The organism is Chitinophaga filiformis (genome assembly GCF_023100805.1).
GTDB classification, from domain to species: domain Bacteria; phylum Bacteroidota; class Bacteroidia; order Chitinophagales; family Chitinophagaceae; genus Chitinophaga; species Chitinophaga filiformis_B.
Map to the genome: position 1 here is coordinate 8,204,642 of NZ_CP095855.1, position 13,392 is coordinate 8,218,033.

Below are 13,392 nucleotides of genomic sequence, written 5' to 3' on the forward strand. Positions count from 1 at the left end.
CGTTAGGATATGTGGGTCAAAACCAGACGTAGGGATCATTTGTTCAGCTGTTGCAATACCCAGTGCAGTTCCCTTGATATGGACCTGTCCATGGGCAACTTCAGATCAGCCGGCAAAACATCCCAGGTGTAAGTCTCGACTTCCATGTGTTGTGTAAATGGTTGTTTCCGTTGTAATGCTAATACTTTCTCTATATCGGAACGGGTAGATGACAATACGCCGTAACTGTCGATAAATACCGGTACATGAAAATGCGAGCGCCATTCTTCCACTGCAGGGTTGGCAGCATCTTCCAGTGCCTGCGGAAGATCCGGATAATGTATATACCCGTCTGCCTTTCGTGCAACGACCTGGTGCAAATAGGTTGTTTCATTGAATTCACTGAAGGCATCTATCAAGGGTTTCCTTGCCTCCATCTCCGCCGGCAGCAAAGCTTTTACTGCAGCACTGATCTGTATCTTACCTACCTTTAATCCATGCTCATCCAGTTTCTTTACGACACTTTCTGCTGACTCATATACCAGTGCAAAATGACATACATCATAGCACAGCTGTACATGTGCCTTTATGCCGGCCCTCGCCTCTTCTTCACTCATGCCAAATTTATCCTGCAGAAAAGGTACTCCATATGGCAACAGATAATTCAGGTACCAGTACAGATATTCCTTCGAATTTTCCATCAGGCCATCAGGCTCGGGCTCAATATCCAGGTGCATCAGGGGCCCGCCTCCCCTACGGGTGCGTATCAGCTGTTCTACTACAAGTAATACTTTGAGGGTGGCGTTTTCCATAACCGCCTCCCTTTCTGTATCGCAACGTACATGCCACAATTTATAGGTAAGTGGAGAAGTAGAGATGCCTCCTTCCATGCCTTCAGGTAACAGGGCGGCCAGCAAACGGAACAGACGGATGGTATAGGCTACCCGCTCTGCCGTTGTCCAATCCGGGGTATGTACCTGGTCTTTCACTACAGTATGATGAAACCCGCCATAGGGAAATCCGTTCATGGTAAATACATAACAGTCCTGTTCCTGCAGCCATTGTTTAAATTCAAGCAATGCCTCTTCTTTGCTCAGTTCCAGGCTGGCGGTATTGGACAGGCGTAATCCGATGCCAAAGGGTTTATCAGGCGATACTTCCTGTTTTACTGCGGGAACGAACTGTTTGAGCTGCTGAAAATGAGCGTGCCAGTTCTCCCCCAGATGAATGTTAGTGCAATAGGTTAAGTAAGAATGGTCAGATACTTGCATGGTTCACTTTTAAATGCGCTATGGCTTTATTCAGTAACACTTCGTCTATTACATGTACCTCAGCGCCCTGCCCTATTGCCTTCAGCAGGCAGATAGTGAGACGTCCGCCCAGGTGCTCCCTGAACTCCTGTAAGCCTTTTATAACAGGCGACGAAACACCATTCTGCATTTCCAGCAGTGAATGATAGACAGGCAGCTGCAGGTTCACCAGCAATCGCACGATCCTCTCTGCATCTGCCGCATCGATCCACCCTAACAGGGAAGAGTATACGCTGTCAACAGCTATTCCTATCGCTACAGCTTCGCCATGACGTAATACGAAGTCTGTCAGTTGTTCCAGTTTATGAGCGCTCCAGTGCCCGAAATCCAGCGGACGTGAAGAACCGCTTTCAAACGGATCACCACTTCCTCCGATATGCGCCATATGTAAGGCAGCACACCGGTACACCAGTTCCTGCATCACGGGCAGATCGTTATTTACCAGGGCAGCGGCATTCGTCTCCAGCCATTCAAAGAAGGCAGCGTCTTTTATTAACGCTACTTTCACTGCTTCTGATATACCTGAGCGCCAATCCTGACCAGATAACGTTGTCAGGAACTGCGCATCATTGAACACGGCAGCCGGCGGCGCAAACGTACCGAGGAAGTTCTTCTTTCCCCTGTAATTGATACCGTTCTTTACACCTACCCCCGAATCATTTTGCGACAATACGGTAGTTGGTATACGAATATGGCGCACTCCCCTGTGCGATACTGCGGCCACCATCCCAACCAGGTCAAGTACTGCGCCTCCGCCGATAGCTACTACAAATGAATGACGGTCTATTCCCTGTGCATCCACCTGGTCTATCAAACGATAAAAAAGTTCCTGGTCATTTTTGCAGGCTTCTCCGCCAGGTACCAGTATCACATCTCCTGCTATCTTAAAACCCTCTATCTGTTGTAAATAAGCTGCTATTTCTGTCGCAAGCGCCGGATGGGCCCTGGCCACTCCGTCATCTAAAATGAAAAGTAGTTTCTTGGTTAGTCCCTGCGTAACCTGGGACGCCAGATAATTCCGGAATTCCGGGTTAGATGGATTAAAAAGGTACCGGGTAAAAAAGACCTTATATGAATAATCTACGCTAAAAGTCTGTTGAATACTCTGCATGGCTAATCGCTCTGATGTTTCTTTCGTTTAATGAATCGTCAAACCAGGCCGTTAAAGTACAAAATTTAATTGCTACGAAGAACTACGAATGACGAGCGAGGAGCTCAGGTCACTGCAAACGCCCTGGCCATCAATAGTGACAATGGTAATAATATCAGTACCAGTAAAGCATGAGGCATGGTGGAAAAGGCTGCTACCCAGGCGGCATTCATCGCTATCAGGGCTATAATGCCTCCTTTTACCGCTTTTCCTATATTGGGACCGGAGGGGTCCTTCATGGCCCTGAATAAGGGCAGGTTAATCATAAGTGCGAACAGGATGACAAATGGAGCGGCTATGAGAAGATGCCCGTTCATCGCTGCCAGTACCAACACAGTACCATATACCAGCGCATAGCAAAGAGCTGCAATACGCAGCGTACGTTTACTTCCTCCATGCACCTCTCCCCTGCTGATAGCTGTCACAGCGGCAATATAGATCACCGGGATGATACCTATCCACCAGTACTTATTCAGGGTAGCCCCAACCATGCTGATTCCCATCAGCAGGTTCAACCCGCGGCATAAGCCCATATTGACCGGCCCCCAGGAGAAGTGCTTCCCCCACTTATCATATATCAGTGCAGAAGCTGCAATGCCCAATCCGAAATAACCTGTAACACGGCCAACCGTAAAGGCTGCCAGTATACCTACCAGCAAAAGGTAGCTTCCCAGTACAATCGCCTCGGTAAGAGAAATGACCCCGCTGGGGATCGGACGCTCAGGACGTTCCTTTTTATCCAGCTCGGCGTCCATCACATCGTTAAATACCACCCCTCCGCCATACAGTCCGATAGTTGCCAGGCACATGCACATCACGGGTAACAAATGATCAAGGTAACTTGATACCTGCGACCCCAGAAAACCGGAAATAGCAACCCCGGCCAATATATCTGCTACTGCAGTAACTATGTTGGCGGGCCGCATTAAACGTAAATATCCTAACAACTTGCTTATAATATAATTCACCGGGCTCGGGTTTTCTCCAAGTAGGCAATACGGCTCACCGGTTATGCAAGACACAGCAATGTTTCTGCGTCACTGCACAGCAAGGGATATCCGTAGTACAGACTTGTAACGATTTATCTAATAATATTAGATTGTTTATCTATTCTTGGCTGCTGGCCACCGCGCAGTACGGTGCTTCCATTAAATTTCAGACTTTGATCCACGTCCTTGACCGTGTCAAAATCCGCTTCATCCATCTGACCACTTTGAGCGAAAGCAGTTATAGCATTGCGGAAAGTTACCAAATGAATGTCATTCAAGTCAATACCACTTTCGTGCATGAGCGCCGCGGTTTTTGGTACAGCCAGGGGGTCACTGATGCCCCAATCGGCGGCAGAATTGACCATTATGCGTTCACTACCATACTGTTTTACGATTTCCACCATGCGTTCATTACCCATTTTAGTAAAAGGATAAATAGTGAACGCTGCCCAGAAACCACGGTCTAATACTTCTTTGACCGTTTCCTCATTGTTGTGATCCACGATGACCATATAGGGGTCCAGGCCATGCTCCAACGCAATGTCCATACTACGTTGAGTACCTTTTTTCTTGTCCCGGTGCGGGGTATGTATCTGAACAGGGAGCCCTGCTTCTTTAGCGAGTTCAAGCTGTGCGCGGTAGTATTTCTCTTCAGCAGCAGTCTGATCGTCAAAACCGATCTCTCCGACACCTACCACGCCTTCTTTATACAGGAATGAAGGTAATATCTCCATTACGGCTTCTGCCAGCCTTTCGTTGTTGGCTTCCTTGGAATTGAGGCCTATAGTGCAATAATGCTTGATACCGAACTGGGAAGAACGGAATCTTTCCCAGCCGATCAGGCTGTTATAATAATCACGGAACGTATCCACACCGGTACGCGGTTGTCCCAGCCAAAAGGCCGGTTCAATGATGGCCACTACCCCGGCGTCTGCCATTGCCTGGTAATCATCCGTTGTACGGGATGTCATATGTACGTGAGGATCAAAAAAACGCATGCCTTTTATGCGTTCCAAATAGGAGGAAGACGTGGCAATAGGTTGATATTCTTTACCTGTTAACTCATGACTGCTACACATATCTTATTCTGTTTTTCGAGACCTGTAAATTGAAGCACCTGCCTTAGCTGGCGGAATTACTGCATGCAAGTTACTATTATATACACTGAAGGTGTGATACACGTTTATGCTATTCGGGCCGCAATAGTGTCCCATGTCAGGTGTTGGCTGGCGATTTCTTCTCTAAGTGTGGCCGACTGCTCCAGCAACTGTTTCGCCGGAGCATATGTACTTGAAGCGCAGGCTAATGCCGCTGCCTCTTTTTCGACATTCACTTCAGAATGCCATACTCGTTGTATATCTGTGAAATTGTCAGCATTAATAAAAGGCCCTACCAATCTCCATAACATCGGATGCACCTTTCTGCCTGCGGCCCAGCGCTCATGCGCATAGTCTGTAAGAATAGCAGCTAATGCCGGATTCGCTCTTTCATCCAGCCCCCGGATGAGGTGGATCGGCTTGTCCGTGAAGAACGCTTTCATTACCAGCTGGTTCCAGGCTGGCTCCTCCAGGTTACGTGCAGGGTAAATGTTATATAACATCACTGCCTCCTGCACAGGACCAATATTAGACCGGATCCCCTCCGTTGTGCGGAATACCCATGCCTCCGGCCATGCCAGTACAGGCAAAGCAGCATACAATGCAGCCTGTTCATTCATATCAGCCGCATCAAACAGTCCCTCTATCACCCTGACATACGCCTCCCTGTCGGCCGCCGGGAACTGCAATAACCACCAGATCCTCACCAGCTTATCTAACGTATAGCCCTGTATGAAAAAAGGAGTATTGTCAGACAATTCAATATATGATGGGGCAGTCTGTATGGTATTTTTCCCCATGAACCGCGGGATGGCGGTGAAAGTGAGATTGAAACGCTGTACACTTACTGGTTCGCCCAGTTTCTCTTTTTGTTGCTGTAACCAGCTGAGCGCCTGTTCCGTACTGTTTTGCTCAATGATCCCGTATAATAACGTGTCGAATTTATTCCTGTCGTAGTAATAAGCATGTTCCATCGCTCCGGTTGAAATTTAGCTACGTTAAAGTTAGCTGAATAAGCATTATAAAAAAGGGAAAACTGTGATAGATGGTGTAGTAAATAAAAGAGAGGCACGGTGTGCCTCTCCTTCCGCCATTCTAAAACCTGATCAGTTCAATCAGGAGTATCTTGAAAAACAATAACACTGCGGAGATTATTGCTTTATAAATTCAGTACTGTTTACAGGGAAAAAGAAATACTACGTGGGCTAAACTGAGTAGTTTAAGCAGCATAGATTTAGATTTTTGCCTGACATTGCTTATGCAATATAAGTATTTATTTGTTACAACTGCAATCGAATGATCAAAAAACTGATCCCTCGATTACTATTTTTAAACTGAGCAAGTGTAATTGCCTCATTTTGTTTTATTTCTGAGGATTATAAATGGAATGTTAACGTTCCAATCCGGCTTAAAATCGCCCTGGATAATGAACCCTTTTGAGTAGTTTCCAAGCACTATATCCGCATCCCCATCTCTGTCATAATCCCCCACATCCATGCAGATCCACCTGCCCGCTCCTGTCAGTGCCGGCATAACATGTGGATTAAATTGCATAGGATGATCCTGGGTGAATAATATAAACTTCTCCGCCGGCTTGTGTTTCAGATCTGCAAAGAAGGCGACGCTGGCAATATCCAGGTCTCCGTCCTGGTCAAAGTCGGCCGCTATTGCCTTTGTACAGCCATTCACCGGGTAAAACCAGGCCTGCTCAAACCGAAAATCGCCCTTATTCAGGTAGAGATAGACCCCATGAAAGGATTTCAGCTCCATCGAATAGTCACCGTTATCGCCGGAGGTATATAATATATCCGGCAGGCCATCCTTGTTCATATCCACCACCTGGAAGCCCGTGGAACCCTGCACAGGAGGAAACCGTAAGAGTTGTTGCTGTTTGAAGCCGCCCTTATGATCGTTGCGGAACAACCAGATGCCCTCATCTCCATAGGCAAACAATGTCATGATATCCGGCCAGCCATCCTTGTCAAAATCTTCCACTACACTATGAATGGCGCCCGGCACCTCCCAGACGGCCTGTTTGGTATATTCTTCGGCTGCTGTTTGCTGCAACACATACAAGCCACCATAATTATGACCAAAGCCACAGACCAGGTAATCCATCCTTCCGTCTTTATTAAAGTCGGCCGCTATACTCTGCACCGGGCGGGGTAATCCCATCGCGATGGTCTTTACCTGCCCGGCCTCTTCTGCCGCGGGGTGCACCTCCCACAATACGCCTGTTGGCACATCCACCGCCCGTATGTTACCAATACAGGTCAGCAGGGCGGTATCGGCCGCACGCCAGCTCATATCCACTGCTGTAGATTGCAGCCTGATTGCCGGTGAAGCCTTCCCCTGTCCCTCCCATTTGTAAAGGGTAGCGCCATATTCTGTAGAGGAGTAAACAACGCCGGTAAATGGATTGACAGCAACCATCGTCGTGGTGGCAGTCTGGGTGTATCCTGCCGTATCCGGCTGCACCAGGTCAAACAACTGCAGGTCCCCCGCCAGCGGCCGGGAGGCCTTTGCCGGAGCCAGACTATCAGGCGCCAGCTCCTGGTAATAAGCAACAATACTTTTCCAGTCTTCTATGCTGATATTGGCGGCGCCATTCGCCGGTTTAAGGAAATACTCATTTTCCCGCCATACGCCAATACCCAGCTTCGGCGCCATCGCAGGCAATACATGCTGCGTCCAGGTGGTTTTATCCAGCATGGCAGGAGATACAGGCAAGTGGCAACTGCCACAGTATTTTTCGGCGAGAAGTTTTCCTTTTTCCTGTTTGCTCAGGGAACAGGAGGTGTATGTGGTGTATGTAATAATGAGAATGAAAGGGAGTAGTGTTTTCAAGTGTGTTGGATTGCGTACGTGGAAGTATATTTCCTCAGTTTGAGAAGAAGCTAGGGGAACATATCAATGAATAGTTATAAGGCGGTGAAAATCACTTGAATTTATGCAATAACTCTTTGGCAGGCACTCTCTTCACATTGCCGTATTTATCTCCAACAACCAATTCCTTGTTGTTGGCCGCACTTGTTTCAGCCAATTTTTTCAAGGCTTTGGTTATACCTTGAAGCACTTTTTCAGATAACTCGTCAATATTCTTTTTCTTATTTTCCATAGTGCTCACTTTGCATCAAAATGGTTTCCCAAATATCGTTATTTAATATCGTTTTTTCAAAAGCTCCGCTTTTCGCAACGATCTGAGGCCTCATCTCTCCGTTATCAACCACGATCCAGTTCGAGAAAGCCCCGCTGCAATGCTGTCAGCATTTACAAATTCCCGGCAATTTAACATTTCAGGAAGTACAGTATAGCTAGCCGTAGTTTTTCCGGCACCGTTACAACCGGATATTATATAAAGTTCAGGCATACTGTAAATATACCCAAAAAGAAGAAAGACCCCGTTGCCAGGGTCTTTCCATTTTATCCTCTTCGTTTAAAAAGCAATCTGTTAATATCCCTCATTCTGCTCAAGCGTCTTAGCGCCATTTTTGAAGCTCAGGTCAATCTGACGTTGAGGAATAGGATAATGCTCATTACGGCCAACAACGAATTTACCGCCATTCAGGTCAGTAGTGATCTTGGACTCATAAGCAAAGAACCTGGTCAGCTCAGCCGGCGCTGTGCCCCAGCGAACGATGTCGAAGAAACGCTGACCTTCCATCGCCAGCTCCAGTTTACGCTCAAAACGGATCGCTTTCAGCGCACCATCTTTACCCATTCCGGTGAAAGCACCTGCAGGATAGCTTGCTATTACATAATTTGCAGCCGGTGTATTGGAAAAACCGCCCATTGGTTTGGTATCGTCAATGTATTTGTATACACGGGTCTGTGGATTAGCAGCCCTGGTACGCACCATATTTACATATGCCTGCGCAGCATCCAGGTTAGTCAGTTCTGCTTCTGTTTCCGCAGCCATTAACAATACATCTGAGTAACGGATCAACACCAGGTTGATAGCGGAACCAGGCGCCCAGGAGTTAGGATCTTTATACTTATCCTGGTTGTACTGCCAGTAAACGTTCTTTTTAGGAGCGTAAGGACCAGCATAATCCTGATCACGCACCCAGCTACGGCCAGGGTGGTTACCCCAATCCAGGTAAGGAATACCACGACGGCCTACAGTCCAGTCAAGACGTGGGTCAAGGTTACCGGCATCAGGCGTAAACGGCGCGGTAGACAATACCTTCATATCGCTTTTTACTGCATGATCGTTATAATCTTCCAGGAAAGGCAATCCGTTAGCATCGGTACGGAAAGAGTTTACCAGGTCCTGTGTAGGCTGATAGAATCCGCAGCAACCAAATGGACTGTTGTAAGGGAAGTTCAGCATTTCACCCTGGTTACCATTGGAGATCTGACCGGTACCGTTATTCGCAGACATCTGAATGGCAAACACAGACTCACTATTATTCTTTGTTGCAGCATCAAAGTTGTCTTCGAATCTTGGCGTCAATGCATATTTATCACCTTTTGCAGTTACACCCTGTGTAGTGATCAGGTCAAACAGCGGTTTAGCATCTGTCCATTTTTTCTGATATACGTAGGTCTTAGCCAGGTATGCAGCTGCAGCCCATTTGTTGGCACGGCCTGCCTGCGACTGTGTAGGTGGCAGGCTCTCGTATGCAAATTTGAAGTCTTCTTCAATCTTCGGCCAGATATCTGTATTGTTAGGCTGTTTGTAATCAGTGATATGCATCTCGTCTACCCAGGGCACTTTACCGAACATTTTCTTCAGTTCGAAGTAGTAGTGACCACGCAGGAAACGCGCTTCTGCCTGCACCTGCGTAACCTGAGCTGCTGACATGTCCTTTACATTAGGCAACAACGACAAGATGATATTTGTACGTGTTACACCTTCAAACAACACTTTCCATTTGGTATTGAAGAAGCCATTGCTCGCATCAAACTGACCGGTTGCTATCAGACTGATAGGCGGCTGGTCTGTCGCATCACTGCCTTTGTGTGCATCGCCACCGGCTACGCTTCCGTAGATCCAGTTGCTGGGCGCTGCTTCCCATGGGCCACCTGTACCGATAGCAGCTACGTCCTGCTGCTGACCATCCAGTGCGGCATAAGCGCCAATCAGTAATGCATCTATACCATCTTTGGTAGATACGTTCTCACCTGTCAGTGAGCCGCGGGGGTCACGTTCCAGGAAGCTTTTGCTACAGGCGTTAAAGAAGAATACGCCTCCCACAACTGCTGCTGCAAGTATATATTTTGATCTTATTAAAGTCCGTTTCATGTTTAGATTTTTTTGATGTTCTCCAATTGTTTCCGGTATAATCACTACGCAGATCAGAAGCCTACGTTAACACCCACCAGGAACTGACGTTGGTTAGGATAAGCACCCTCATCCAGACCAAAGTTGGTAGTACCACCGGTGATCTCAGGATCAATACCTGAATATTTGGTGATGGTGAACAGGTTAGCTGCCTGTACATAGATGCGGAATTTCTCAATGCCTATGCGCTGCAGAACAGCCTTAGGTAAAGTATAACCAAGCATCATGTTTTTAGCACGCAGGTATGAACCATTTTCAACGAGGAACGAGTTAGGCACTGTGTTGGTACTGAAAGAACCTTCGTTCTCCTGGATTGGTGCTTTTGCGTTCTGATGATCAGGCCTCCAGGAATCGTACAGGGCTGTTTTGCTCTTAGCACCTGCGAAAGATGGATAGAAGTCTGTCCACCAACGTACCTGGTTCCAGATGTTATTACCCTGTACACCATACAGGAACACTGTGAAATCAAAATTCTTGTAATCCAGTTGCAGGTTCAGGCCATAGCTGAAATCAGGGCTCGGGTTACCCAGGAAGGTACGATCAGCATCTGTGATAATGCCATCACCATTTGTATCCTGGTAACGGAAACGACCCAGTTTGATACCTGTCTGGTACACTGCATTAGGATTGTTGGTAGCTTTCTGCGCCTGATCATTTGCTGCTGCGATTTCTTCTGCAGTATTCCAGAAGCCCACAGTTTTATAACCATAGAAGCTGGAGATAGGATGATCGATCGCGTTACGGATGATGAAGTTACCGTTGAAACGACGTGCTTCCAGGTCGAAGTAAGGCGCGTCGCCGGAGATATTAATGATCTTGTTCTTATAAGTGGTCAGCGTAGCATTTGCTTTCAGCACCAGCTCCTTAGTGATATGAATATCATTGATGCCCAAAGACAGATCAATACCATGGTTCTGCATTTCTGCAATGTTCACAGCCGGAGGGTTGGAACGGCCGGCAGTACCGGAAACCTCTGGTGTGAACAACAGATCTTTTACGCGTTTCTTATAGTAGTCTGCGCTGATTTCCAGTTTGCCTTTAAAGAGGGTCGCATCAAAACCAACGTTGGTGTTGATATTGCTTTCCCATTTAGCATCCGGGTTACCGATGGTTGTTCTGAAGAAACCGGAAGCGAGCGTATTGGAAGTACCGCCAATGTCATAGAAGGAAGATCCTTTGTTCAGACCATACTGAGTAAATGCATTGGATGGATCAACGTTTAGCTGGTTACCCATGATACCCCATCCACCTCTGATCTTTAAGTCAGAGATCCAGGATACATGTTTCAGGAATTCTTCCTGGGAAACACGCCAGCCCGCGCTGATAGCCGGGAAGGTACCATAACGGTTGTTGGCACCGAACCTGCTGGAACCGTCACGACGGATAACAGCACCGAGCAGGTATTTATCAAACAGGCTGTAATCCAAACGGCCAAATATAGAAAACAGACCATCAGTGAATGCATTACTGTTGTTGGTAACAGTACCTGTACCAGTACCCAGGTTAGTGAAGTTAGGATCAAAGATGAAATAGTTCTGTGTAGTACCTGTTACCATACGACCATGGTTGTCGAAGGCTTCAGTACCTACCAGTACCTTCACATTATGTATCTTATTGAAACTCTGTGAGTAGGTCAGGGTATTGCTCCATGTCCAGTTATAACCGCTGGTAGCGCTTTCTGTATAAGAGTTAACCTTGTTGTTCTCAGCATTCTCATATTCCGGATAAGTGAAGCTGTGATTGGAAGCGGAATATACCTCACCACCAAAGCTGGTACGGAAGGTGAAATGCTGCAGGAAATCAACTTCTCCATATACGTTACCTAACAGGCGGTTACCCAGACCTCTGTTGTCTTTGGTACGCTCCTGTATGGCTACAGGGTTACGGGCGTTACCTAACTGAGCGCCATTGGTACTGAATGAACCTGCAAAGTTACCCTTGATATCGCGCACCGGGATAATAGGTTGCTCGCGGAAAGCCATACCGATACCACTTCCTTCTGTCAGCGCAGTGATACGTGGGTTGTCTATTACAGAAAACTCCAGGTTTTCACCGATACGTACGTGTTTGCCTACATTGAAGAAGCTGTTGGAACGGATAGAGTAACGTTTCAGGTAAGTGTCCAGCAAGGTACCTTTCTGATTGAAATAATAGAAAGAGAGGTAGTAAGCTCCCTGATCGCCACCACCACTTACTGATACGTTGTGGCTGGTGATCATCGCAGGCTTGAAGATTTCATGGAACCAGTCTGTACCTCCTTTATTCGCCTTGTTGATACGGTAGAAATTGTCCAGATCAGAAGGGTTCTTGTAGAAAGGATTTACATTGTATTTGGATGGATCTACAGCAGGATCTCCTTCCATCAGCCCACCGGGAGCGATGTAATCTGGCAGTCTCGGCGTAGCGCCCGAGCCATACAGTCCATCATTATAAACAACGTTAGGATCTGTGTTTTTTAAGGCCATCCATTTCAGGTTAGCCATTTCCTGCGGAGAAAGGATGTGCCATACATTGCCACCTTTAGGACGCTGGGTACCATAGTAACCATCGTAGGTCACTCTTACTTTACCATCAGGTTTACCTCTTTTGGTGGTGATGATGATCACACCGTTAGCTGCTCTTGCACCATAGATAGAAGCAGAACCTGCATCTTTCAATACCTGCATAGAGGCTACATCATAGGGGTTCAGGTCTACGATGTTCTGAGTAGGTACTCCATCTATTACATAAAGCGGAGTGTTGTTACCGAAAGTGTTCACACCACGGATACGTACCTGTGGCTCTTCACCCGGCTGACCAGAACCTAATACAGTGATACCAGATACCTGGCCCTGTAACTGGTTGCTCACCTGGGCTGTGGGTTGACGGCTGATCTGTTCTACATTTACAACAGATACAGCGCCTGTCAGGTCTTTCTTACGTTGAGTAGCGTAACCTGTTACCACTACTTCATCGAGTGAACCTACTTTTTCACTCAGCACTACACTGATAGAAGCAGCATCTCCCAATACTACTTCCTGCTGCGTGTAGCCTACAAATGAAAACACCAGGGTCTCTCCTTTCTTGGCAGTCAGACTGAAATTACCAGCCGGGTCTGTGGCTGTACCACGGCCGGAATTCTTAACTGCTACAGTTACACCTGGCAAGGGATTACCGGAAGTCTTGTCTGTGACCTTCCCGGTAAATTTAGTCTGGGCGAATGCAGCGCCGGCAAACAACAACAACAATAGCCAGCAACACGCAAATGTGCGGTAGACATGTCTCTTCATAACGTGAAACGTTTTTAAAAATTGGTTAATAATTAGCCTGTTCGGGTGTATACACTGCGCCGTCCGGCAGGTACAGACACGAAAAATGACCGGGTTAAGTCAATATCCTGGTCTTAGAGGGACACTATTTAAATCCTTCCTCTCGGCTCAAATCCATATTGATACCGATTGCATCGGTATCAATGCAATAATATATCCGGGCGTTTAAGTTGTTAAAAAATGGGAATGGCGTTTTAATTCTTTTTTTGGACTACAGTTTAGTTTTTTCATACGTGTTAACATCAAAAAATTAGGGAACATGGATTAGATCT

Annotated in this window: 9 protein-coding genes; all 9 read right to left on the reverse strand. The window is 46.9% G+C overall.

Features of this window, described 5'->3' with window-relative positions; genetic code table 11:
• Window positions 1–35 precede the first annotated feature (35 nt).
• The 9 genes from eboE to MYF79_RS32205 all read right to left on the reverse strand — a co-directional run bounded on the left by eboE (window position 36) and on the right by MYF79_RS32205 (window position 13,081).
• Window positions 36–1,250, reverse strand: a complete 1,215-nt coding sequence (gene eboE / locus MYF79_RS32165; protein WP_247811903.1) for a metabolite traffic protein EboE — start codon at window positions 1,248–1,250, stop codon at window positions 36–38.
• Window positions 1,237–2,400 (reverse strand): 3-dehydroquinate synthase, encoded by a 1,164-nt coding sequence (locus tag MYF79_RS32170; RefSeq protein WP_247811904.1) that lies wholly within the window; start codon window positions 2,398–2,400, stop codon window positions 1,237–1,239. Before MYF79_RS32170 ends, eboE begins: the two co-directional genes overlap by 14 nt.
• Before the next feature lie 104 nt (window positions 2,401–2,504).
• Entirely contained in the window at window positions 2,505–3,365 is an 861-nt protein-coding gene (gene eboC / locus MYF79_RS32175) for a UbiA-like protein EboC (protein WP_247815104.1), read from the reverse strand.
• 155 nt (window positions 3,366–3,520) lie between these two features.
• The gene (locus MYF79_RS32180) at window positions 3,521–4,507 is read right to left on the reverse strand and encodes a TatD family hydrolase (RefSeq protein WP_247811905.1); all 987 of its coding nucleotides are present in this window, start codon (window positions 4,505–4,507) and stop codon (window positions 3,521–3,523) included.
• 104 nt (window positions 4,508–4,611) lie between these two features.
• A complete protein-coding gene (locus MYF79_RS32185; RefSeq protein WP_247811906.1) occupies window positions 4,612–5,499 on the reverse strand; it encodes an EboA domain-containing protein in 888 nt (295 codons plus the stop codon).
• Window positions 5,500–5,878: 379 nt separating this feature from the next.
• On the reverse strand, window positions 5,879–7,372 hold the full coding sequence (locus MYF79_RS32190) for an FG-GAP repeat domain-containing protein (protein ID WP_247811907.1): 1,494 nt from the start codon (window positions 7,370–7,372) through the stop codon (window positions 5,879–5,881).
• A gap of 91 nt (window positions 7,373–7,463) precedes the next feature.
• Window positions 7,464–7,643 carry a hypothetical protein gene (locus tag MYF79_RS32195; protein ID WP_247811908.1) on the reverse strand — a complete coding sequence of 60 codons (180 nt, stop codon included), beginning with the start codon at window positions 7,641–7,643 and terminating at the stop codon, window positions 7,464–7,466.
• 333 nt (window positions 7,644–7,976) lie between these two features.
• Window positions 7,977–9,773 carry a RagB/SusD family nutrient uptake outer membrane protein gene (locus MYF79_RS32200; RefSeq protein ID WP_247811909.1) on the reverse strand — a complete coding sequence of 599 codons (1,797 nt, stop codon included), beginning with the start codon at window positions 9,771–9,773 and terminating at the stop codon, window positions 7,977–7,979.
• A gap of 53 nt (window positions 9,774–9,826) precedes the next feature.
• The gene (locus tag MYF79_RS32205) at window positions 9,827–13,081 is read right to left on the reverse strand and encodes a SusC/RagA family TonB-linked outer membrane protein (protein ID WP_247811910.1); all 3,255 of its coding nucleotides are present in this window, start codon (window positions 13,079–13,081) and stop codon (window positions 9,827–9,829) included.
• Window positions 13,082–13,392 lie beyond the last annotated feature (311 nt).

Excerpts from the sequence above, each read along its gene's own strand:
- MYF79_RS32185 (WP_247811906.1), bottom strand. The coding sequence starts at position 5,499 with ATGGAACATGCTTATTACTACGACAGGAATAAATTCGACACGTTATTA.
- MYF79_RS32200 (WP_247811909.1), bottom strand. The coding sequence starts at position 9,773 with ATGAAACGGACTTTAATAAGATCAAAATATATACTTGCAGCAGCAGTT.
- eboE (WP_247811903.1), bottom strand. The coding sequence starts at position 1,250 with ATGCAAGTATCTGACCATTCTTACTTAACCTATTGCACTAACATTCAT.
- MYF79_RS32195 (WP_247811908.1), bottom strand. The coding sequence starts at position 7,643 with ATGGAAAATAAGAAAAAGAATATTGACGAGTTATCTGAAAAAGTGCTT.
- eboC (WP_247815104.1), bottom strand. The coding sequence starts at position 3,365 with ATGCGGCCCGCCAACATAGTTACTGCAGTAGCAGATATATTGGCCGGG.
- MYF79_RS32180 (WP_247811905.1), bottom strand. The coding sequence starts at position 4,507 with ATGTGTAGCAGTCATGAGTTAACAGGTAAAGAATATCAACCTATTGCC.
- MYF79_RS32170 (WP_247811904.1), bottom strand. The coding sequence starts at position 2,400 with ATGCAGAGTATTCAACAGACTTTTAGCGTAGATTATTCATATAAGGTC.
- MYF79_RS32205 (WP_247811910.1), bottom strand. The coding sequence starts at position 13,081 with ATGAAGAGACATGTCTACCGCACATTTGCGTGTTGCTGGCTATTGTTG.